General features: G+C 42.3%; 21 protein-coding genes. 7 read left to right on the top strand and 14 right to left on the bottom strand.

Going from position 1 to position 21,872, the window contains the following annotated elements; translation table 11 throughout:
• The first annotated feature begins 350 nt into the window (after positions 1-350).
• Both argR and ACVBIL_RS07305 read left to right on the top strand, forming a co-directional pair.
• A complete protein-coding gene (gene argR / locus ACVBIL_RS07310) occupies positions 351-821 on the top strand; it encodes a transcriptional regulator ArgR (RefSeq protein ID WP_447166321.1) in 471 nt (156 codons plus the stop codon).
• Between the two features lie 258 nt (positions 822-1,079).
• Entirely contained in the window at positions 1,080-1,550 is a 471-nt protein-coding gene (locus ACVBIL_RS07305; protein WP_447166320.1) for a cupin domain-containing protein, read from the top strand.
• A 70-nt stretch (positions 1,551-1,620) separates the two neighbouring features.
• Here the strand turns inward: ACVBIL_RS07305 and ACVBIL_RS07300 are convergent, their stop codons facing one another.
• The 6 genes from ACVBIL_RS07300 to ACVBIL_RS07275 form a co-directional block, all read right to left on the bottom strand.
• On the bottom strand, positions 1,621-2,553 hold the full coding sequence (locus tag ACVBIL_RS07300) for a Dyp-type peroxidase (protein WP_447166319.1): 933 nt from the start codon (positions 2,551-2,553) through the stop codon (positions 1,621-1,623).
• A gap of 215 nt (positions 2,554-2,768) precedes the next feature.
• Complete coding sequence (locus tag ACVBIL_RS07295) at positions 2,769-3,797, bottom strand: ABC transporter ATP-binding protein (RefSeq protein WP_447166318.1); 1,029 nt, start codon at positions 3,795-3,797, stop codon at positions 2,769-2,771.
• Between the two features lies 1 nt (position 3,798).
• Positions 3,799-5,430: an ABC transporter permease gene (locus tag ACVBIL_RS07290; RefSeq protein WP_447166317.1), complete on the bottom strand. Its 1,632-nt coding sequence runs from the start codon at positions 5,428-5,430 to the stop codon at positions 3,799-3,801.
• 188 nt (positions 5,431-5,618) lie between these two features.
• Positions 5,619-6,626 (bottom strand): Fe(3+) ABC transporter substrate-binding protein, encoded by a 1,008-nt coding sequence (locus tag ACVBIL_RS07285; protein WP_447166316.1) that lies wholly within the window; start codon positions 6,624-6,626, stop codon positions 5,619-5,621.
• A 193-nt stretch (positions 6,627-6,819) separates the two neighbouring features.
• Positions 6,820-7,419: a glutathione S-transferase N-terminal domain-containing protein gene (locus ACVBIL_RS07280; protein WP_447166315.1), complete on the bottom strand. Its 600-nt coding sequence runs from the start codon at positions 7,417-7,419 to the stop codon at positions 6,820-6,822.
• Between the two features lie 17 nt (positions 7,420-7,436).
• Positions 7,437-8,186 (bottom strand): ferredoxin--NADP reductase, encoded by a 750-nt coding sequence (locus ACVBIL_RS07275; RefSeq protein ID WP_447166314.1) that lies wholly within the window; start codon positions 8,184-8,186, stop codon positions 7,437-7,439.
• Between the two features lie 160 nt (positions 8,187-8,346).
• Here ACVBIL_RS07275 and ACVBIL_RS07270 point away from each other — a divergent pair, with 160 nt between their 5' ends.
• Positions 8,347-8,922, top strand: a complete 576-nt coding sequence (locus ACVBIL_RS07270) for a histidine phosphatase family protein (protein ID WP_447166313.1) — start codon at positions 8,347-8,349, stop codon at positions 8,920-8,922.
• A gap of 590 nt (positions 8,923-9,512) precedes the next feature.
• Here ACVBIL_RS07270 and ACVBIL_RS07265 read toward each other — a convergent pair.
• Both ACVBIL_RS07265 and ACVBIL_RS07260 read right to left on the bottom strand, forming a co-directional pair.
• Positions 9,513-9,776 (bottom strand): hypothetical protein, encoded by a 264-nt coding sequence (locus ACVBIL_RS07265; protein ID WP_447166312.1) that lies wholly within the window; start codon positions 9,774-9,776, stop codon positions 9,513-9,515.
• A 128-nt stretch (positions 9,777-9,904) separates the two neighbouring features.
• A complete protein-coding gene (locus ACVBIL_RS07260; protein WP_447166311.1) occupies positions 9,905-11,695 on the bottom strand; it encodes an ABCB family ABC transporter ATP-binding protein/permease in 1,791 nt (596 codons plus the stop codon).
• A 212-nt stretch (positions 11,696-11,907) separates the two neighbouring features.
• On the opposite strand from ACVBIL_RS07260, the gene ACVBIL_RS07255 reads away from it, so the two are divergent.
• Positions 11,908-12,198, top strand: coding sequence for a hypothetical protein (locus tag ACVBIL_RS07255; protein WP_447166390.1), 291 nt, complete (start codon positions 11,908-11,910; stop codon positions 12,196-12,198).
• Between the two features lie 83 nt (positions 12,199-12,281).
• On the opposite strand, the gene aroG is transcribed toward ACVBIL_RS07255, so the two are convergent.
• The 5 genes from aroG to ACVBIL_RS07230 form a co-directional block, all read right to left on the bottom strand.
• Positions 12,282-13,337 (bottom strand): 3-deoxy-7-phosphoheptulonate synthase AroG, encoded by a 1,056-nt coding sequence (gene aroG, locus ACVBIL_RS07250; protein WP_447166310.1) that lies wholly within the window; start codon positions 13,335-13,337, stop codon positions 12,282-12,284.
• Positions 13,338-14,100: 763 nt separating this feature from the next.
• Positions 14,101-14,448: a hypothetical protein gene (locus ACVBIL_RS07245; RefSeq protein WP_447166309.1), complete on the bottom strand. Its 348-nt coding sequence runs from the start codon at positions 14,446-14,448 to the stop codon at positions 14,101-14,103.
• Positions 14,449-14,631: 183 nt separating this feature from the next.
• Positions 14,632-14,946: a hypothetical protein gene (locus tag ACVBIL_RS07240; RefSeq protein WP_447166308.1), complete on the bottom strand. Its 315-nt coding sequence runs from the start codon at positions 14,944-14,946 to the stop codon at positions 14,632-14,634.
• A 243-nt stretch (positions 14,947-15,189) separates the two neighbouring features.
• Positions 15,190-16,440 carry an ammonium transporter gene (locus ACVBIL_RS07235; RefSeq protein WP_447166307.1) on the bottom strand — a complete coding sequence of 417 codons (1,251 nt, stop codon included), beginning with the start codon at positions 16,438-16,440 and terminating at the stop codon, positions 15,190-15,192.
• 12 nt (positions 16,441-16,452) lie between these two features.
• Positions 16,453-16,791, bottom strand: coding sequence for a P-II family nitrogen regulator (locus ACVBIL_RS07230; protein WP_447166306.1), 339 nt, complete (start codon positions 16,789-16,791; stop codon positions 16,453-16,455).
• A gap of 264 nt (positions 16,792-17,055) precedes the next feature.
• On the opposite strand from ACVBIL_RS07230, the gene ACVBIL_RS07225 reads away from it, so the two are divergent.
• Positions 17,056-17,598, top strand: coding sequence for an isochorismatase family protein (locus ACVBIL_RS07225; protein ID WP_447166305.1), 543 nt, complete (start codon positions 17,056-17,058; stop codon positions 17,596-17,598).
• A gap of 133 nt (positions 17,599-17,731) precedes the next feature.
• Here the strand turns inward: ACVBIL_RS07225 and nrfA are convergent, their stop codons facing one another.
• Positions 17,732-19,135 (bottom strand): ammonia-forming nitrite reductase cytochrome c552 subunit, encoded by a 1,404-nt coding sequence (nrfA, locus tag ACVBIL_RS07220; protein WP_447166304.1) that lies wholly within the window; start codon positions 19,133-19,135, stop codon positions 17,732-17,734.
• A 240-nt stretch (positions 19,136-19,375) separates the two neighbouring features.
• Between nrfA and narQ the strand changes: the two genes are divergently transcribed.
• Together narQ and ACVBIL_RS07210 are read left to right on the top strand one after the other, a co-directional pair.
• Complete coding sequence (gene narQ, locus ACVBIL_RS07215; RefSeq protein ID WP_447166303.1) at positions 19,376-21,088, top strand: nitrate/nitrite two-component system sensor histidine kinase NarQ; 1,713 nt, start codon at positions 19,376-19,378, stop codon at positions 21,086-21,088.
• A 96-nt stretch (positions 21,089-21,184) separates the two neighbouring features.
• A complete protein-coding gene (locus tag ACVBIL_RS07210; RefSeq protein WP_447166302.1) occupies positions 21,185-21,814 on the top strand; it encodes a response regulator in 630 nt (209 codons plus the stop codon).
• Positions 21,815-21,872: the final 58 nt, after the last annotated feature.

Below are 21,872 nucleotides of genomic sequence, written 5' to 3'. Positions count from 1 at the left end.
AATTATCTCCGTTAATTCTCGGATTTTGTGATTTAGATCCGTTTTCCTAATGCGGCAACAGTACTGGATTCACAAATAAAATTCAATTATCCCTTAGTCGCGTTCAATATAATCTAGAACACTAATATAAAGCTATCAACGAGCAAAGAGAGTGAGAATCACGCTTTCAGGCAATTTAGTGCGATAGATTAGCATAATAAAAATTAGAATAATCATTCTAACTTAACTAGCGATCAATAAATTGCCAGTCTTTTCAATGAATTTTTATTCAAAAAAACGAATATTAATTGACAAAAAAAGCGAAAATCAGCATCATAAAGCAGATCTTATTGAATAAAGAATAATAATATATGCAAGCTAGTAGAAACCAAGATGATTTAGTTAAGACCTTCAAATCTATTTTGAAAGAGGAACGATTCGGCTCTCAAAGTGAAATCGTTATCGCCTTGCAGGCAGAGGGCTTTAGCAATATCAATCAATCTAAAGTATCTCGTATGCTAAGTAAGTTTGGCGCGGTAAGAACCCGTAACGCGAAGCAAGAGATGGTTTATTGCTTGCCCGCAGAACTCGGTGTTCCAACAGCAGGAAGTCCACTTAAAAACTTAGTGCTGGATGTCGATCATAACCAAGCTATGATTGTCGTCAGAACAAGCCCTGGTGCAGCGCAGCTAATTGCTCGCCTACTCGACTCAATAGGCAAACCTGAAGGTATTTTAGGGACAATTGCAGGTGATGATACAATTTTTATTTGTCCATCGAGTATCCATAGCATTGAAGACACGCTAGAGACAGTTAAGTCACTGTTTAATTACGCTGATTAATCATGTGCCCGCTTGGGCATAGCGCAAGAATGCCGCACCCCATGGACTGCGGCATTTTCATTTCCGTTACACGACAGGTATTACTGAAGTCAATTCCCTCTAAAACACACGCCAATACGCATTCACTTTTATACCCGTTTTTTACCTTGTTCGTAGAATGAAACAAGATGTTTTATACAATATATTCAATAGTACCTTCTCTCTTGAGTAATAATCGTTATAATCCCAATTGACAGTATTCTGAGTCGAGGGTAAGTGATGAACAAAAGTAAAATAATAAATATCAACGATATATGCTGGGAATCTTGGCAGCATAAAGATCAGTATGCCAGCGAGCAAAAGCACATAGGTGATACTGCCGGAGGGGAAAAAATTGGCGTCACCATGGAACGCTTAGCGCCAGGTAAGTCTTCAGCTGTGGCCCATTACCATACAAAAGAAGAAGAGCATATCTACGCTATGCATGGCGAAGCGACGCTGTACATTGATGGTGAGCCTCACCCCTTTACTCAGGGAGAATATATCTGCTTTAACGCTGACACGGGTATTTCTCATAAACTCGTCAATCATAGTGAGCAAGAGTTTGTTTTTCTTGTCGTCGGTAACCGCGACATACATGACGTAGTTGTGTACCCAGAAAACAACAAGGTACTGGTAAAGTCTGTCAACGAAGTTTATGCCAGACGCCCCACCAATTATTGGGATAAAGACGAAGTTAATAGCCAGTAAATCACTTTTTCACACCCAATAAAAAACGCACTTCACAGTGCGTTTTTTAATACTGAGCATAATGTGCCGGTTAGTCAGCAGCGATCATAAAGTCTAATGATGGCGCAAAGAATGATGAACCCGTTAATGCTTGAGTAAAATGCAGTAAATGGTCGTGGTTCCCCTCGCTATCACCATGCACCATACTCTCGAGCATCTTTTCAAAATTAACCGAGTTACGGCAAGTAGAGATAAACATCAAACCTTGTTCTTTAACAGAACCGTAAGGCATGCTTTGTCTTAGGATCTCCATAGACTTACCTTCACTGTCTTTCAAATTAACACGCTTAATGTGGCTGGTGAGCGGTTTGTCAGCCGATGCATACTCAATATTGTCCGCTTTAGTGCGACCGACAACATCTTCTTGCTTCTTAACGGGTAGGCGGTTCCACTTACTTAAGTTATGCGCAAACTTTTGCACATGAATATAACTACCGCCTATAAATCGACTATCTTCCTCGCCGATGAGTGCGACTGCTTGTCTGCTACGCCCTTTCGGGTTTTCAGTGCCGTCGACAAAACCGGTTAAATCTCGCGCATCTAAAAATCTAAAGCCACGCTCCTCATCAACAAGCTCAACTAAGCCTTCAAACATTTGGTTAACTTCGTTAGCCACCAAGTGCAAAATATCAAAACGGTCACAACGGACATGTACAAATAGATCATATTCGATTGCTGGCGCATCTCGATTATCTCGATTCATTGCAGGGAAAGGTTTTAGCTGTTCTGGTCGAGCATACGGGTATAGCGTGTCCCAATAATTAGCGCCAATAGCAACAAAACCATTAAATGCACTATCAGAATATTGATCTGCTAATTCATAAATATACTGAGCCACATTCGCCAAACAAGGGCGCATATCTGACTCGACATTTTCATTAGCATTAAACATTAAGTAGGCACTGTGCAAGTTCCCTTCTGCACATACTCCCAGCTGTTCACGAGGCATAACCTGACTATCCATTATAATAAGTAACCCTTAGCTTAATTAATTTTCGGCAACATTATGTACAACTTTAGTTATTAATATCATTAACTGACGCACAATAACCAAATTTATTAGTAAATTCCTAGGGTTGACAGATATTTTAGCAAAATAAAAATCAAACATTGGTCACTATATAGAATCAAAAAAATACCTGTAACACACAACAACGCTCGTTCGTGACCTTTGCAAGACTAAAAAAGTACTAGCCTATGCGCCTGACATGTTATCGCCACACGCTGCCCAACACGTAAATCAGCTTGTGAACTATGAATATCTAAAATATTGTCTGCTACTTGAACTTGATATTGACAGGTATTCCCTAAAAAGCGACGTTCAGTCACTTCCCCCACTCCCGCAGGATCCACGCTTAATAGTAAATGCTGCGGTCTTAGCAGTACTTGCTTCTCCACTCCAGGGAGTAGTTCAAGGACGTTTTCACTACAGATTTCACCAATTGAGGTGACGATACGGTGACTATCAACCACTACAGCCTTTAAGTAGTTACCAGCCCCTAAAAAGTCTGCGACATACTTATCAGAAGGTGCACAATACAACTTCTCTGCATCGCCATATTGCACGATGCGCCCCTCATTAAACAGTGCCAATGTGTCAGCAAACACAAACGCTTCATCTTTACTGTGGGTGACGAATACCGCGCTGACATGATGTTTTTTAAGGATCTGTCTTATTTCTAACATCATCTCGCGGCGCACCTTGGCATCGATGTTGGAAAAAGGCTCATCTAATAACAGGACCTCAGGCTCATAGGCAAGCGCCCTTGCTATTGAGACTCTTTGCTGCTGACCGCCCGATAGCTCATGGGGATAACGCTTAGCTAGCCCTTCAAGTTTAACTAAAGTTAACATCTCTTCTAGGCGTGTTTGGCGAGTCTTTTTATTACGAGTTCGTACGCCGAAAAGAATATTTTCAGCCACCGTTAGATGTGGGAATAAGGCATAGTCTTGAAAAATCATGCCTACGCCGCGTTGCTCACTCGGGGTAAATGATTCATCCGAAGCAACAACCTTGTTATTAATGGTTATCTTGCCGCGACTTATCGCCTGAAGCCCGGCAATCGCACGTAACAGTGTCGTTTTACCGCAGCCACTCGGGCCCAATAGTGCAACTATCTCACCTTTTTCAACGGTTAAATCTAAGCCCTTTAAAACGACTTGACCTTGGTAGTCGCTAACGACTTGTTGTACTTGTAGTGTCGCCATATTAATTATCGTGCTCCAAGGAACGGTTTAGGTAGATAAGTGGGATAAGTCCAACGAGTACAATAACAATAGCGGCCAACGCGCCGTGCTCTAACTGCTCATCTGATACGAACTGAAAAACATAGGTTGCCAAATTTTCAAATCCTATTGGCCTTAACAACAAAGCGGCAGGAAGCTCCTTCATACATTCGATGAACACTAGCAATAACCCAGCAAAAATACCTTTTCTCAGTAGCGGAATATGCACTAAGCGTAAAAGCCCAAAAGGCTTTAGACCCATAGTAATTCCCGCCATATCCAGTGATGGAGAGATCCGTTTATAACTATTCTCTATGCTACCGATAGCAATTGCGGCAAAGCGTATGCAAAACGCACACACGATAATGAAACTGCTACCGGTTAAGATAAGGCCTGGGCCCTCAAAGCCAAAGTACTCGGCCATATCATTGAGCGCAAAGTCGAGCTTAGTAAAAGGAACTAAGATACCGATAGCGAGCACGGTACCGGGTAGAGCATAACCCGTTGATGCTAATCTTGATGGAAGGATATCCGCGCGCCTTGGGCTAATACGACGAATAAACATCAATACAATACCAATCGCGACACAGATGCAGCTCACAACCACTGAGATCCATAAGCTATTAAAGCTGTATTCGAAGAAGTCTTGATTCCAGCTTTCGGCAAAATAACCATAGGCATATTGCACCAATATGATAAAGGGCAGTAAAAAAGCAAAAGTGAGTAAGGCACCGCAATAACTCATTGCAGCAAGGGCCTTCACGCCCGTGAGTGGATATATATCGAGCTCGCCTGGTGTCGATTGCTTCTGAAACAACTTTTGTTTTCGCCGAGCAAAACGCTCAAATCCCACCATGGCAAAAATCACCAATAACATGATAGTTGACAGCTTTGCCGCAGCCGCCAAACTGCCATATTCAAACCAAGTATCATAAACAGCCGTCGTTAATGTCGGTACGGCAAAGTAACTAACCGTTGCAAAGTCTGCCGCGGTTTCCATGGCGACCAAGGCGGCACCGACAGCCAGTGCAGGCCGCGCCATAGGTAAGCTCAATCGCCAAAAACTCTTCCAAGGACCGCAGCCCATCACTCTTGTTGCTTGGCTCAAACTCGCTGATTGCTCCATAAAAGCGGTGCGCGCTAATAAGTAAATATACGGAAACAACACTAGCGCCAACATTATCGCAGCCCCGCCTAGTGAACGGACTTCGGGAAAATAATAATCTTGAGGCGTTTGCCAACCGAAAAAAGCACGTAGCCCCCTCTGTACAGGGCCAGCGTAATCAAATAGGTCCGTATAGACATAAGCCACTACATAAGCTGGCATGGCGAGGGGTAACAATAGTGCCCACTGAAATATACGCCTTCCAGGAAAATGACATTTTGCCACCAGCCAAGCCGCTGGAATAGCGATGATGAGAGAGCCCACAACCACCCATAGCATTAACCATAAACTGTTACTGATATATGTGGGTAAAACCGTATTAAATAGATGGGAAAATATTGACTCATCGGGCATTAAAGACTGACCAATCAGTGCAATAAGCGGCATGATGATAAAGAATGCCAAAGTATAACTTGCGACAGACCAGCCCTTAGCTAAGCCTAAAACCATAATCTTAACTACCTAAATAAAAATCGTGACGGTTGTTAGCTAAAAATAACAAAACCTATCTTATCGCAATCAGCATAAGATAGGTTCATTGACGTTTCATTGGCGCGAACAAGTTGCAAGCTCAAAGCCTGTATGGCTTAGTTTACGCCGAATATGTTAGTCCAACCTTAAATAGACTCTGTAACAACTTACAGATCAAACTTCACTTCATCGAGTAACTTAATTGCAGCACCATGATACTCAGCGAGCTTATAAATAGGCAAGTCATCGGCTTTAAAGGTTCCCCAAGAAGCGACTAACTTAGAGGGAGCGACATCTGCTTTAACTGGGTATTCAAAATTCACTTCAGCATAAGTATGTTGCGCCTTATCGCCAGATAAAAACTCCATCAATTTAAGTGCGGTTGCTTTATTTTTAGAATGTTTAGCTAGCGCCATACCCGATACGTTTATATGGGAGCCATAATTATCTTGGTCGGGGAAGTTAATCTCTATCGCTTCAGCCCACGGCTTTTGTTTTGGATCTTGCAACATTTTGCCTAAGTAATAACTGTTACCGATAGCAAGCTCACAAAGCCCTTCACTTACCGCTTTAACTTGTGCGCGATCATTTCCCTGTGGCTTTCTCGCTAGGTTTGCTTTCCACCCTTGCAGCCACGTTTTGGTTTCTTGCTCACCGTGATGGGCAATCATAGCAGCCACCAAAGACACGTTATACGGATGCTTGCCACTACGAGTGCAAATTTTACCTTTATATTTAGGATCCGCTAAATCTTGGTAATTAATATCCAGTTTACCCAGTCTATCTTTTGAGGAATAAATATTACGCACGCGCATTGTTAGCGCGTACCATTCATCATCTGGGGAACGATACTTTGCTGGAATGTTCTGTTTTAAGATGTCACTTTTAGCCGGAACAACAAGATCTTTTTCAACCAATTCCATCAAACGGTAAAAGTCAGAAGTCAGTACGATATCAGCTTTAGATAAGCGTCCTTCACGCACCATACGCTCGGCAATACCCTTCTTGGAAAAAACAACATCGACCTTAACGCCAGTCTCTTTAGTAAAGTCAGCCAAAATAGGTTCAATAAGAAAAGCTTGTCGATAAGAATATACAGTTAAGTTGTCTGCCGCATTGGCTATTGATGCAAAACAAGCAAGTCCCATCACAGCTAGACTCTTTACCATTTTCATTACTTATCTCCCTTAAAGTGCAACCCCGCCACCACTAACCGATAGTGATAACAATTCTCAATTGCGTTAAGGGTAATCAAATTAATGGAAAACAGCAAGTCATTGAGAGCGATTTGAACAAACAAAATTCAAATCGACAAACATCATCAAACGCTTAAGTTACATACATTTAAAGTGGTAAATGCTTAATAAACTATCCATGTGGCCGAGACGCCAAAAATGCTGGAGCGTCCCCTGCACTTGCTAGCCACTGCCCAAGCGTTGGAGCAAGGTCACGCCAAGATAGCTGCGGATGACGAAAATCTAGGTAATCTAAAATACAGACCAACATAACCTGCTGCGCAGTTAACTTTTCATAATGAGTGATGCCCAGCACCACAACTTGCTTTAAGCCTCGAAGCAGCGCCTGTTCATATCTCCCGGTCCAAAAGTTAGAACGCAGCCCCTCAGCTTCGCGCAGCTGCTCAACCCTAAGCGATACAGCACTATCTAATATCCCTTTCAACAATGAAAAGTGACATTGCTCTGCCCAGTTATCATGCTGGCCGCCAAAGAGTGCGTTTGTGCCACATTCTGCGTCTATATACTTCATGATGATTTCGCTGTCATACAGAGATGAGCCATCGTTAAGGGCTAAACAAGGGACTTTAGCGAGCGGATTACATTTCAGTAATTCATCATGGTTTTCAAATGGATTAACTATCACCTCTTCAATCTCGGTGATCTGATAATATTGAATACAGACGCGAACACAGCGAGCATAAGGAGAAGCATCAGAGTAGAAGAGTTTCATTATAATTCGCTGTGTTATTACCAGTATTTTTCAACGGTTATTTGTCCTGGAGCACGGCGTAAGTTTTTCACTAACCCCTTAGCCTTAAGTGCTTCTTGAGCCTCGGTGATCATGCCAGGGTTACCACAAATCATCACCTGAGAGTCTACGGCATTCAAGCCTAAGCCTACTTTTGCTTCAAGTTCACCAGAAATTATCGCATCAGGGATCCGCATTGTTAACGCACCAGTAAGCGGCTCACGAGTAACAGAAAGTACCAGTTTAAACTGCTCAGGATACTGTTGTTCATATTGCCTTAGGTGATCAATATATGCTAAATCTTGGCTCTCTCGCACGCCATATACCAGCACTAGCCGGTCATACTCTTGCCAAGGCTGGCTCATATCCATCATCGAAATAAATGGTCCAACAGCAGTGCCTGTCGCTAAAAGCCATAAATGTTTGCCCTTATGCTCATTCTTAGGTAATTCATCTAAAGTCATAAAACCGGCGGCTTTAGTGGCAACATCAATCACGTCTCCCACTTTCAGCGCCTGTAAGTTAGGAGACAACAAGCCCTCATCGACGGCAACAGCTAACACTTCGATATAATCACTACCGGGAGGGTTAACCAAGGAGTAAGCTCTACCAATGCGTTTATCATCAACCACTCGGCTCAGTTTTATAAACTGCCCCGCAATAAAGTCGCCAATATCCACTTTAATTCTGAGAGAAAATAACTTATCGCTCCAGTCTCGTCTCTCAATGACTTGCCCTTCAATCCACATAAGACACTCCCTCGTTTCGTTTAATTTAGCATAAACTTTTATTCCGGCTGCAGAAAGATTAATCTAAATGCTGTTGTTATTTCATACAACCAATACCCATCGCACTTAAAGGTGTGAACAGTTCAGAGCCTCTCAGGCTTTTCAATTCAGTAGGAAACAGATGACATCAGTACACAAAATTCTTGCTATAACCTTAGTCACATTAACGATAGTCGCAACAAGTCTCGGTAGCTATGGCTTAGCAAGTGCTGCCAAGAAACTTGAATCTAAAGAAGGCAATCAGGTAAAAACCATCATATTGGTTAGGCATGCAGAAAAACGTAATGATGGCTCTCGCGATCCAGCACTAAGTCAACAAGGGAGTGTCCGAGCTAAGGTGCTAACAGAGGCATTAGCGGAGTTAGACTTGACACAACTCATCGCCTCAAATTACCAAAGAACCCAACTCACCTTAGCTCCTATAGCGTTACAAAGAGGCTTAGATATCGAAATCGTACAGACCAAATCAGGAATAAAGCCACATATTGCCGCCATAGTGGCTTTAGTTAATCAAGAGCCAGGTAATAGCCTTATAGCCGGTCATTCCAATACAGTTCCGCTAATCATTAACGCGTTAGGTGGCCGCTTAGAGCTGATAAATGAAGATAGCTATGATGAGCTATACCGATTAAGCATCTCCAAAACCGGGAAGGTGAGTCTAATAAAAACCCATTTTGGCCGACCTTCTATCGATTAAGGGATTAACTTACCAATAGTTAAAAAACGGTACAAATAAAGACAGGATAAAGATGAAATGAAGACATAATAAAGACAAAATAAAGAGAAAATAAAATCCAGCAAATTAGGCTTGGACTATTTGCATTTAAATGATTTAATACGCTCGTCACAAAAGCACGCAAAAATACAGCATCAGTCACAAAAAACAATGTCTTATGTAAAACGTTTATGCATAAACCTAGTGACAATCTGGAAAAGTAAGCGCTAAAAGTACGACCCAAAAGATAGACAAGGCCAAACTTAACCATCTGTTTCAATCAATATTTTCGACTAGCAAGAATGACAAAATACTACTTTAGCTTAATACCATATGAGCTAAAGCCCTTGAGAGCCTGCGGCTTACTGGAGACACATGATGGGCAATTTAAATACACTGCCAAACAGTACAGCGTTTTCATCTAGCTGTAACAGTTGTGGACGTATGACAGTAATTGAAGGGGAATATATCTGCTTTAGAGAGGGTAAAATCACAGGTTTAACCCGGATCACAGCCCCCTCTCCAAAACCTAAACTTGTTTGTGATGGTTGGAAAATTGGTAAGCTAATCTTTTAGGCGCTCAACATACCGGCATAATCTCGAGCCGAGAACTTTGGCTCATGCAATAATCCCGGTAACGGAGCTACGGGAGTTGCCTTAGCGAGACTCAAGCCGCGTGTTGTTACGCGCATACCGGCGCATAATTCAAAATACACCACTTCAAGTTCATCATTTTCTAGACCACGTTTTTTTAGCGTCGCCATAATTGCCAGCCAGTCAGTACTGACTTTGCTGCCTTGCCCTTCAATGTGGACGAGTATAGGTATATTTTTCATTGTGACCTTCTCTACATTAGCTTCCCGTTAAATTATGGTCAATTATAGACACACGAAACTGAACCAATGCTGAACCTTAGACAGGCTTTCCTTAATCTTGCACGAATTCATATCAATACCTTGTACAATTAATCCGTTATATCTCGTGATTCTTGTTGCACTCGCCAAAGTTTTGCATAAAAAGCATTAGCAACGAGTAAGTCACTATGGCTGCCAGTTTCAACGACTTTGCCTTGGCTAAGTACAATGATTCTATCTGCATCAATAACGGTAGAAAGGCGATGAGCAATAACCAGACTAGTATGTCCTTTTGCGACCTCTTTTAATGCCGTTAGAATCGCTTGTTCGGAGTGACTATCTAACGAAGACGTTGCCTCATCAAACACTAAAATTGGCGACTTTTTCAAGATAGCCCGAGCAATAGCAACTCGCTGCTTCTCCCCACCAGATAGCTTTAAACCACGTTCGCCGACTTTGGTGTCGCCACCTTCAGGTAAGCTTGCAATAAACTGGCTCAAGTGGGCCATTCTAATTGCTGTTTGTATTTCATCATCAGTCGCTTCAGGGCGGCCATAACGGATATTTTCTATTAAGGTATCGTTAAATAACACCGTATCCTGGGGAACAATGGCAATCGCTTGCCTTAAGGCATCTTGAGTAACACTACGAATATCACGGCCGTCAATCGTTATCCGCCCATTTACCACATCATAAAAGCGAAAGAGCAACTTAACTAGAGTCGATTTTCCAGCCCCACTATCACCGACGATGGCCACCTTTTGCCCCGCCTCAATCGTAAAGCTAATATCATCCAAAATAACGCGAGAGTCATAACTAAAGCCAACATGCTCAAATGCAACCCGCCCCTGAGTTAATGCTTCGTTGTAGGCATTATTAGCATCATTTATTAAAGGGGCTTTATCGAGCAGGTCAAACATTCGCTCAATATTGGCAAAGGCACCACGGATCTCACGATACACAAAGCCTAAAAAGTTTAACGGGATAAACAGTTGCATCATAAAGGCATTGATCAACACAAAGTCACCGATTGTCATCACCCCTTTGGCAACATCGAAAGCCGCCATGCCAAGCATTAGCGTCATTGCTATCGAGATAATGCAAGCTTGCCCGGCATTTAAGACAAACAGTGATAGGCGGTTTTTGCGCTTAGCTTCTTCCCATTGCGCCAAAGCCACATCATATTGCTTGGCTTCATACTGTTCATTATTGAAATACTTAACAGTTTCATAATTGAGCAAGCTATCTATAGCCCTTGTACTAGAAACTGAGTCAGCTTTAGCAGCATCTCGCACATACTCAGTGCGCCACTCAGTAGCGACTATAGAATAAGCACCATAAGCAATAACAGCTAACAGGGTTACCCCAGCAAAGGCATAACCGTAGTTATAAAATAAAATGCCTACAACCAGTATAATTTCAAGAATTGTCGGCACGATATTGAACACCATAAAACGCATCAAAAAGCTCATACCGCTAGTACCACGCTCAATATCGCGTGATAAGCCACCGGTTCTGCGTTCTAAGTGGAAGGCCATATCTAAGCGGTGCAAATGCTCAAATACCGCCATACCGAGTCGCCTAATAGCTCGTTCAGTCACTCGCCCAAACAAGGTATCTCTTACTTCTGAGATAATAGTGTTGAGTAATCGAATACAACCGTAAGCAATAACCAGAGAGATAGGAACTGAAATCAGCTCGGCAGTTGATGCGCCCGACAGCCCATCAACTAAGGCTTTGAGGATAAAGGGCAGGCCAACGCTGGCAATTTTAGCAACCACTAAGCAAAGTAATGCAAGCCCAACTCTTTGTTTAAACTCGAGCAAATAAGGCCATAGCATCCGCAGCACATGCCAATTTAACTTACCTACTGGTCCATCGAAATATAAAGAGGGGCGCATTTTGATTCCAAAATAATTTAATTTAACGACGAGGTCATTTTGACATTAAGCATAAAAGTCGATTGATGAAGATGCCCAACCGCGATGTAACCAAAAAGTTAATAAACAAGTGTCAACTCTGTGTTATCGTACTACTTTAGACCGAATGCTGACGCTAAAAACTTGCCGAATCGAGTTAGTTTGTCCGTTTTTTGACAATTTAGTACTAAACAATGCAGATTCTGTTAACCAAAAGAAAAGAATTTGCTATTCTCTGCTCGACAAGATTAAAAGTGAACAAGTTAGAGAGCCTCAGCGGCCCTTTTCAAGTAACGACAAAAGGTACAAATATGCTTGACTCATCCAAGCCGAAATCCCCCCCCTTACCACTCATCCAAACATGGATATGGATGATGACCCAATCTGGAAATCCTGAAATTCAGGAAAAGGGACAAAGCAACTTAATTGCTTCATTTGGCAGCTTAGCTAAGGCCAACGAGTATTTACTTGAGCAAGATAAATAACCAGAGCCCAGGTTAAATAATTCGATAGCTTATGAAAGCTTGATCAAAAAAGGAGGCTTATGCCTCCTTTTTGTATTTATAAATTAAACGTTTCTGCGTTTAACAACACTATCATTTAGTGTTTCTAGTAGCTTCTCTGTATCTTGCCAGCCGATACATGCATCGGTCACACTTTGGCCATAACATAAAGACTGCCCTTCAATATGATCTTGTCGGCCTTCAATCAAATTACTTTCGACCATTACACCAAAGATTGACGTATCACCATTCGCCATCTGCACGCCAACATCATCACAAACCAACATCTGACGCTCGAACTGTTTACTACTATTTGCATGGCTAAAATCAATCATGATGTTTCGATCAAGCCCTGCCTTATCTAGTTGTAGGTTAATCGCTGCAACATGTTCGGCGCTATAGTTAGGCTCTTTACCACCACGAAGGATGATATGACAATCCGGATTACCCTTAGTTTCAACAATCGCCGAATGACCAAACTTCGTCACCGATAAGAAGTGATGGGGGGCACTCGCTGCGCCAATTGCATCAATGGCCACTTTAATCGTGCCATCGGTACCGTTTTTAAAACCAACTGGACTTGATAAACCCGATGCCAATTCGCGATGCACTTGAGACTCTGTAGTACGAGCACCAATTGCGCCCCAACACATTAAGTCTGCAACATACTGAGGGGTAATCATATCTAAGAACTCACCCGCTGTAGGCAGGCCTATATCGTTTAGATCTAACAGTAACTTTCTAGCGGTTCGCAAACCATCGTTTAACTTGAAGCTATTATCCATATAGGGATCATTGATAAGCCCCTTCCAACCAACTGTCGTGCGCGGTTTTTCAAAATAAACTCGCATCACTATTTCTAATTGGCCTTTATAGCACTCTCTGAGCTCGGCTAAACGTTTACCGTACTCAAGCGCTGCGACAGGATCATGAATAGAACATGGACCTATCACGACTAATAAGCGGTCATCTGTCTTAGCTAAAATATTGTGAATGCTTTCACGGGCATTAAATACGGTCGCTGATGCGTTCTCTGTTGCAGGAAATCGCTCCAAAATGGCAATTGGAGGTAATAACTCTTTAATCTTATTAATTCGAACATCATCATTTTGGTAATACATGGTAATACTTAGCTCCGTCTAGCCTATGAATACAGATCTCTCAATTGCGATACTGCATTCAATCTATCCAGTATAAAGCGCGATTGCAATCAAGTTATGATAAATTCATATAAATATTTTTAACCATATGTTTAAAATACAATTAATTTTTTAAAACGTCTGCAAAACACCTGCTATAAATTACCAATTTCAACAATAAAACATTTATTTTTAATTCAGATATAACCAATAAGCGACCAAAGTTTACTGTGTCACATTAAACACGCTTTATTTAAGATTGATTGCACAGACCCTCTGCAGCAAAGGGAGGCTTGCAAGACTGCAACCTTGCCATGATGAAGCGATATTCGATATTGATTAAGCCAATATATTGTATCAATTTATCTAACGAGCCCCCGTGACTTCTCATTGCATCTAGCTTTGCCTGATATCGACGCTTGTTATGGTTATCTTGGGTCAATGACAAGGCTTTTTACTGGCTTTGCTGAGCTCGTTTTTTATCTCCAGAGACCCAGTAAGTGCGAGATAATCCGAAATAAAACTCATGGCGATAATCAGCTTTAGCTATTGCCCGCTAATACCAAATTAAAGCATTTTGAAAATATTTTTCAAAATAGGCTTGCTGTGCCATGTCATCGTAATAATAAGGATTGTGTATACGTGTTAGCTTTAATGCTCTATGCACGCCCCTCCATTCATCAAACCTCTCTTGCGCCGATAGCATGATGGCGTAATTATTTAACGCGTTCATGTCTTCATGTCTTCATGGGTTGATGCTTGATGCTTGATGCTTGATGCTTGATGTATATTGATAAAGCGCCTCAGCCTCTTGATCTAGTCCTTTGTAGCGATAAAGTACGGCGAGCGTATTCAACGTGGAGAGAAAATGGCTCTGTTCATCTAATGCCAATTTAAGTAACCGCTTAAGGGTAATGACGGCCTCATCGGGTAAATCAAATAATTCCTCGGCACCAAGACGTTCTGTTGCAGGAGTAAAATACTCATCGTGAAAATAAGCATTCAGCTTGGCAGAAGGAGCGGTAGCTTGATTTGCACAAGCACTCAGCATGTTTGTTAGCGCAATAACTAAAAGCTGAATAGGTAGTTTCATCACATGCTCAACGCAAGGGCTATCTGCATTAAGCATTAAGCATTAAGCATTAAGCATAAGACATGATCGATAACTCAATCGATAGACACTAAGCCACTCACGGTTTAGAGAGCTAACTTAGGCTCAATTCAAGGGCGAGCCAAGGTTCTAATCAAAAGTTAGTCAATAGTGACTTTTCTCGTTTCATTGTTTGGGGGGATCGATTTGAATAAAAAGCGGCTGATTTTGATAGCTATAAGGCCTGTAAAATAAACCTTGGCAGGAAAAGTATCGATAAGGCACTGTAAAAGGCACACAAGCAAAAGGCAAACTTTGCAATATTTGGATCTGCTGCTGATAGCGCAGCACTTCACGCCACTCATGTAGCCTTTGCACCTCATCTCTTACAGCGAACGCATCAAACGGCTCACTGGATTTTCGCACCACAACTTGACCCGCACTCGCATTTGTTGCCAGCATAATAAGTAATATAGAACTTAGTCGTTTCAATACCTTCATAAAGGGTCCATTAAGGGTTACGGTATAGCTACTTTAGCCTAGATTTCTCGGCCATTAAACACAAGTCACATAAGCACACATGAAATAAAAGGGCCGATTCCAATCGGTATAGGCCCTATATTTATATCATTGATTAAAACTAGCTATCGAGCGACTAACTCGTGCATGCCTAGCGATTGAAATCCAAGCTATTGGAAACCAAGCTATTGGAAACCAAGCTATTGACGCCTACACCATTGGCCCCTAGCTGCCACTCTTAACTGATACAAACTCAGGATAAGCATCAATACCGCAATCTGATGCATCCATCCCCTTGTATTCCTCTTCCTCAGTGACACGGATCCCCATGGTCACCTTCAGCATTAGCCAAACCAAAGTCGAGACTAAGAATACCCAGCCAAAAATCACTGCCGCGCCGTATAACTGAGTCATGAGTGACGCATCGGCATTTGATACGGGAACAAGTACGAGTCCAAGTAATCCCGCCACGCCGTGCACTGAAATAGCGCCAACAGGATCATCAATTTTAATTCTATCGAAAGCGACAATTGAAAATACCACTAAGCCACCTGCAACAATACCGATAACGCCCGCCATAATCAGTGATGGAGACAATGGATCCGCGGTAACCGCAACTAGCCCTGCTAACGCACCATTTAAGATCATGGTCAAATCAGCCTTACCCCAAATCAGTCGACATACAATTAGCGCAGCAATGGCGCCAAATGCCGCAGCCGAATTGGTGTTAACAAAAATTTTAGCCACCGCGCTGGCATTTTCAGCATCCGATATCAAAAGCTGCGAGCCACCATTAAAGCCAAACCAGCCCATCCACAAAATAAACATCCCCAGTGTCGCCATAGGTAAGTTTGAGCCAGGAATCGGGTTCACTTGGCCATTCGCACCGTATTTCCCTTTACGTGCACCGAGTAGCAGTACACCAGAAAGCGCGGCTGCCGCCCCCGCCATATGTACAATGCCACTACCGGCAAAATCAACAAAACCCGCGGCCGATAAGAAACCTCCACCCCATGTCCAATAGCCTTCAACAGGATAAATCACCGCAGTCATAAACACAGAGAAACATAAAAAAGCCCATAATTTCATGCGCTCAGCAACCGCGCCAGATACTATAGACATAGCTGTAGCCACAAACACGACTTGGAAAAAGAAGTCTGATTCTAACGCATGATCAGCCCCTTCACCTTGAGAACCGATCAGCGAGCCAAAAGAAGGTAACCAACCCCCTTCGGCATTATCAACATACATGATGTTGTAACCCACAATCAGGTACATCACACAAGCGATAGAATATAAACACACATTTTTAGTCAAAATTTCGGTGGTATTTTTAGATCGAACCAGCCCAGCTTCTAACATGGCAAAACCCGCAGCCATCCACATGACTAGCGCACCTGAAATCAAAAAGTAAAACGTATCTAGGGCAAAGCGTAACTCTGTTACCGTCAGTCCCAACTTGGTTAAATCATCCATTAGCCTATCCCCTTAAAGTGCTTCGTTATCGAGTTCGCCGGTTCTAATACGGATAGCCTGCTCAAGATCCGTGACGAAAATTTTGCCATCGCCTATTTTTCCCGTTCTGGCCGCGCCGGTAATAGCCTCGAGTAACAGTTCTACCCTGTCAGCCTTGATTGCAATCTCCAGTTTCACCTTTGGTAGAAAGTCCACTTGGTACTCTGCGCCACGATAAAGTTCGGTATGGCCTTTTTGACGACCAAAACCTTTTACTTCTGTCACTGTCATCCCCTCAATGCCAACGTCAGCTATCGCTTCTCGCACATCGTCTAATTTAAATGGCTTAATTATCGCGCTTACCAATTTCATGGTTATCTCCCCAATTACATTCCCTATTTGCTTAAATACAATTCAAGCATTAGGCCAAAGTTATTAACCATTAATATTCAATAAGATAAACTCACTTTAATTTTCGATCTTGCATATAAATGCACCAGCAAAGTGCAGTTATTCACTGTCTGCACACATTTAAAGCACAGACAATGCTGCACCTTAGACCTATTACTAATTGGCTTAGGTAAGCAGATAGGCTCTACTGACAGCTCTCCTCCCCTGTAAATAGAGAAGACTAAGATGCTAAAAACGGAAGAATGTGTACTGGTTGTGGTGGATGTTCAAGGGCAACTCGCACAGGTTATGCATCAAACTGAGCGGCTACATCACAAACTAGAGGTATTAATTAAGGGGGCACAAGCATTTGATATTCCAATCTTATGGCTCGAACAAATACCAGAAAAACTAGGTTCTACCACTAAGAGCTTAGCGTTAGAGCTAGCAAAAACGACAGAACCTATTGCCAAGCATCATTTTAGTGGCTGGCAAGCGGACACATTCAGAGAAAGACTGAGTACGATGGAGCAGAAGCAGATTATCTTGGCTGGCATAGAAACTCACGTGTGTGTTTACCAGACTTGCCGAGACTTGTTAGATAACGGCTATCAAACTCACTTAGTCACTGACGCCATGAGCTCAAGAGAAGAGATTAACAAAATTAGCGGAATAGAGATGATGCTAGCTCATGGCGCAATACCCACTAATGTGGAATCGCTGCTGTTTGAGTTACAACAGCAAGCAACAGGCGAGAGGTTTAAAGCCCTATTAAAACTGATCAAATAACCGGGTACTTCATCAGTCTGTCCATAATAAGTCTGTCCATAAAAATCTATTTACAGTGGAAAGGCCTTCACACAGGCAACAAAAAGCCCTCCGAAGAGGGCTTTAGTGCTAAACACTATGTAGTGTGATTAGCTTACTTGTAAGTTGCTTCGCGCTTTTCAGCTTCTGCATCCCACTTAGGTAGAACAGTCTTCTTGAATTCAGCTTTATCAGCATTCATCTTATCCATATCCATACCTAGAGCCGCTTGCGCCTTAGCTTTAGTAGAGATATCTGGAAGAGCGATAGGCTGTGGTACGCCTTTCTTAGCAAGCAGTTGAGCTAGCTTAACGCGAGCATCAGCAGCCTTGTTTAGCGCTGTACCTAGTACACGTAGCGCTTCATCAGGAGCGTGTGATGCAACACCGTGAGAAGCGATTGCATAATCCCAACGCCATTGACCATGACGGATATCCAATAAGATTGGAGCCATTTCAGCTTCTGTTGCGCCAGCTTCCCAAGCTGCACCAGCTTCGAAGTGAGCTTTAACTAGCTGGTCTTCAGCTTGAAGTTGGATCTGCTTAACCTTAGCTTTACGCTCGTTATCTAGGTTAACCATGAACTCTTTGCTTTGGTCATGACAAGTACCGCATGTTTCTTCGAAACGATCGAATGGGTTACCCACTTTGTGATCGGTAAACTTACGGCCTTCAGCATTCTTAACTTTAGGCATGTGACAGTCAGTACAACTTACGTTGTTCTTACCGTGCATACCTAGCTGCCAAGTTTCATAACCTGGGTGCTGTGCTTTTAGCATTGGCGTCTTAGAAATAGCGTGTGTCCAATCTGAGAAGTCGATACCATCATAGTATGCTTCCATATCTTCAACAGTTGTGCCCTTGTCCCATGGGAACTTAACAAAGCCTTTCTTATCAGCAGTCTTTTCGAAGTAGTACTCTACGTGACACTGACCACAAACCATAGATTGCTTATCTTTACGAGAAGCTTCATCGAATGGTGTGCCAATCGCTTCCATGCCGCGCTCTGCGAATGGACGAGAGATACGTAACTTAGACTTACCTTTTTCGTGACAGTCAGAACAGCCGATAGAGTTAACGATTTCAGGACCGCCTTTAGACCACTTACCTGTAAAGTAACCGTCTTCACCTTGCTCTTCGATCATGCGAGGTACATCAGGGCTCTTACAAGACCAACATGCCATTGGCATTGGACCGTCTTCAGCAGTCTTAGGTGCGCCTGAACGTAGTGTGTTACGTAAATCTGTCACTGCATAGATGTGACCACGAGCCTTGTTATAATCTTTAGCAAAACCATAACCTGCCCATAAAATAACTAGGTTTGGATCTTGCTCAAGTGCATCAATGATTTCTACACTTTCAGATGTGTCGTGCCAGCTGTTATACTGCTTTGAAAATTTATCTTTATAAACTTCGTTACGAGGTTCTGTTTTATCACTTGCGAATGCGCTACCAGCCATTAAGCTTGCTGCTACGATTGCACTCAGCGCAAAAGTCTTTTTAGTTAATGTTTTCACCATCTCATCTCCATGTTACTTTTATAATTTTTTATAGTCCCACCTAATTCAAGGTTGAATTTATCACTTACAATTAACAAAAACATACCCCTAATGAGGTATCCAGTTTGAAACTTGCGTTAGATCAACTTGTGAACGTGTTGTTGCTCACACTTTTGTATTTTTGTTAATGTGTTCAAGTAACCACTAATGTAAAACGCTACCAATAAGCAACTCAAAAACGGTAATGATGAGATTTTATAAATGAAAAAAGGCAGACTCACGTCGGCGATTTGGGGCTTTATGTTAACGCTAATTTTGCTGTCGAGTGGGCTGGCAATTTTTGCGATTATCAATCTCTCGTATAGCTTAGGGGACGCTAGGGCAATTAATGCTTCAGGCTCACTACGAATGCAGAGTTACCGTTTAATGTTCTATGCCAACTCGGGTAGCGAAGCCGCTAGTGAAAAAATTGTTGAGTTTGAAAACACGCTAAACTCTCAAGCACTTAAACGTTCTCTAACTTGGTATACTCCCCAAGACCTAAAAAACAAATATCTCGCCGTTATCGATAAGTGGCAAGTGATGCGCTACTACATAGAATCTGAGAATTCACGTTTATATGCTGCATCGCTTAAAGACTTTGTCGATACGATCGATTTATTTGTGCTCGAAACTGAGCAATACGCAGCGTTAAAACTCAAAATTTTGGCCATCAGCCAGATAGGTGGATTAGGCTTAATGTTACTGATTGCCTTTTTTACCGTTAGAATTGCCAAGCGCAAAGTTGTTAAACCACTGCAACAATTAATGCAGGCAGCCAATACCATTTCTCAAGGCGATTTTAATGTAGAAATGCCTAAAACAGAGTACCTAGAACTAAGTGCATTGAGTAACGCACTAGATTCAACCGTAAAAAAATTAGCCTGCGTATACCAAGGACTCGAAGAGCAAGTCCAAGAGAAAACCATTGCTCTCACCCGTGCAAACAATGAACTGACATTACTTTATGACACGTTAGTGATGCTGCATTCGAGTAAACTAGACAGCCACACCTTGACCCAAGCACTCAATCAACTTCAGGCTCATGAAAAAGACATACGCTTACGCTTAGTTTTAGTTCAAGACGCTGAAGTTATGGATATTATTACTGCACAAAGCACATCTGATTGGCCACTGCATAGCGAGAACAGCAGACAGTTTCCGGTTAAATTTGAAAACAACAACCTAGGTTACCTTGAAGTCGTTTCTGCTAACGCCTTCTCTTTTCCCCTGTTTAATAACTTTGCCATCATGCTTGCTCGCTCAATGGTGATCTACAACGCGGGTGAACAGCGCCAACAACTTGCATTGATGGAAGAGCGTGGTGTGATTGCCAGAGAGCTACATGACTCTTTAGGCCAATTGCTATCTTTCTTAAAAATTCAAGTTAACTTACTCTCAAAAGAGTTAGATAAAACCTCTAAGAGCCCTAAAGCTGCAGAACAGCTACAAGAGATAAATGAAGGTGTCAATACGGCTTACGTGCAACTGCGAGAGCTATTATCGACGTTCCGTTTAACCATTAAAGATCCTAACTTAGGCCATGCAATAGAAGCCATGATAGAGCAGTTACGTGGTCAGTCTAACGCGACCATTACCTTGGATTATAAATTACCTGCACAGCTACTCGGTGCGCATCAGCATATTCATATTTTACAGCTCACTCGTGAAGCGACGTTAAATGCCATAAAACATGCTAACGCGAAGCATATTCACATTAGTTGCCAAAAAATATCAGAGCAGAAAGTGGTTATTAGTATTAGTGACGACGGTATTGGTATTGAAGAGTTAAAAGAAAGAGACCAACATTTTGGCTTAGGAATTATGCATGAGCGCGCCAGTAAGCTATCTGGTGTGGTAGAATTTGACCAAAATAAAAAAGGTGGGGCAACAGTCACCCTAACCTTTTCTCCCCAACAGGAGCCAGCGGAATAGAAATATACCATCGACTCCGCATCCCAGAAGGGACAACACAATGAATTTTTTAGCATACTTACTATAGATGTATCTACCTCAGCAGGAGGCCTTAAAATGGGAAAGCCCTATTCAGTTTTAGTCATTGATGATCACCCACTACTACGACGTGGGATCTGTCAGCTTGTCACCTCTGACTCAGACTTTACTTTATTTGGTGAAGCGGGAAGTGGCCTAGATGCACTGTCGGCCGTGAGTGATAATGAGCCCGATATCATATTGCTCGATCTTAATATGAAGGGCATGACAGGCTTAGATACGCTGAATGCTTTAAGGCAAGAGGGCGTCACTTCACGTATCGTTATTTTAACCGTATCCGACGCCAAACAAGACGTTATTCGCTTAGTACGTGCTGGGGCAGATGGTTATTTGTTAAAAGATACTGAGCCAGATCTCTTACTTGAGATGCTCAAAAATGCCATGTTGGGTCACCGCGTTATCAGCGATAATGTTCAAGACTATCTGTCGGAGTTAAATACTTCGGTCAATGAACAGGAATGGATAGACAATTTAACGCCTAGAGAGCTGGAGATCTTGCAGCATTTAGCTGAAGGACAAAGCAACCGTATCGTCGCAGAGCAACTACACATTAGTGAAGGTACGGTAAAAGTGCATGTGAAAAATTTACTGCGCAAAGCCAATGCTAAGTCACGTACTGAAATGGCGGTACGTTACCTAAATCAGTAATACTGAGCGAGTAGATAAGCTATTTAGATCAAAAAGGCAGCGAAACGCTGCCTTTTTT

The sequence above is a fragment of the Shewanella sp. 125m-7 genome, from assembly GCF_052977045.1.
The sequence above is the reverse complement of the archived record's forward strand: the minus strand, read 5'-3'. Positions and strand labels throughout refer to the sequence as shown.

Bases quoted from the DNA above. Each gene is read 5' to 3' on its own strand.
- argR (WP_447166321.1), top strand. From the start codon at position 351: ATGCAAGCTAGTAGAAACCAAGATGATTTAGTTAAGACCTTCAAATCT.
- ACVBIL_RS07305 (WP_447166320.1), top strand. From the start codon at position 1,080: ATGAACAAAAGTAAAATAATAAATATCAACGATATATGCTGGGAATCT.
- ACVBIL_RS07300 (WP_447166319.1), bottom strand. From the start codon at position 2,553: ATGGATAGTCAGGTTATGCCTCGTGAACAGCTGGGAGTATGTGCAGAA.
- ACVBIL_RS07295 (WP_447166318.1), bottom strand. From the start codon at position 3,797: ATGGCGACACTACAAGTACAACAAGTCGTTAGCGACTACCAAGGTCAA.
- ACVBIL_RS07290 (WP_447166317.1), bottom strand. From the start codon at position 5,430: ATGGTTTTAGGCTTAGCTAAGGGCTGGTCTGTCGCAAGTTATACTTTG.
- ACVBIL_RS07285 (WP_447166316.1), bottom strand. From the start codon at position 6,626: ATGAAAATGGTAAAGAGTCTAGCTGTGATGGGACTTGCTTGTTTTGCA.
- ACVBIL_RS07280 (WP_447166315.1), bottom strand. From the start codon at position 7,419: ATGAAACTCTTCTACTCTGATGCTTCTCCTTATGCTCGCTGTGTTCGC.
- ACVBIL_RS07275 (WP_447166314.1), bottom strand. From the start codon at position 8,186: ATGTGGATTGAAGGGCAAGTCATTGAGAGACGAGACTGGAGCGATAAG.
- ACVBIL_RS07270 (WP_447166313.1), top strand. From the start codon at position 8,347: ATGACATCAGTACACAAAATTCTTGCTATAACCTTAGTCACATTAACG.
- ACVBIL_RS07265 (WP_447166312.1), bottom strand. From the start codon at position 9,776: ATGAAAAATATACCTATACTCGTCCACATTGAAGGGCAAGGCAGCAAA.
- ACVBIL_RS07260 (WP_447166311.1), bottom strand. From the start codon at position 11,695: ATGCGCCCCTCTTTATATTTCGATGGACCAGTAGGTAAGTTAAATTGG.
- ACVBIL_RS07255 (WP_447166390.1), top strand. From the start codon at position 11,908: ATGCAGATTCTGTTAACCAAAAGAAAAGAATTTGCTATTCTCTGCTCG.
- aroG (WP_447166310.1), bottom strand. From the start codon at position 13,337: ATGTATTACCAAAATGATGATGTTCGAATTAATAAGATTAAAGAGTTA.
- ACVBIL_RS07245 (WP_447166309.1), bottom strand. From the start codon at position 14,448: ATGAAACTACCTATTCAGCTTTTAGTTATTGCGCTAACAAACATGCTG.
- ACVBIL_RS07240 (WP_447166308.1), bottom strand. From the start codon at position 14,946: ATGAAGGTATTGAAACGACTAAGTTCTATATTACTTATTATGCTGGCA.
- ACVBIL_RS07235 (WP_447166307.1), bottom strand. From the start codon at position 16,440: ATGGATGATTTAACCAAGTTGGGACTGACGGTAACAGAGTTACGCTTT.
- ACVBIL_RS07230 (WP_447166306.1), bottom strand. From the start codon at position 16,791: ATGAAATTGGTAAGCGCGATAATTAAGCCATTTAAATTAGACGATGTG.
- ACVBIL_RS07225 (WP_447166305.1), top strand. From the start codon at position 17,056: ATGCTAAAAACGGAAGAATGTGTACTGGTTGTGGTGGATGTTCAAGGG.
- nrfA (WP_447166304.1), bottom strand. From the start codon at position 19,135: ATGGTGAAAACATTAACTAAAAAGACTTTTGCGCTGAGTGCAATCGTA.
- narQ (WP_447166303.1), top strand. From the start codon at position 19,376: ATGAAAAAAGGCAGACTCACGTCGGCGATTTGGGGCTTTATGTTAACG.
- ACVBIL_RS07210 (WP_447166302.1), top strand. From the start codon at position 21,185: ATGGGAAAGCCCTATTCAGTTTTAGTCATTGATGATCACCCACTACTA.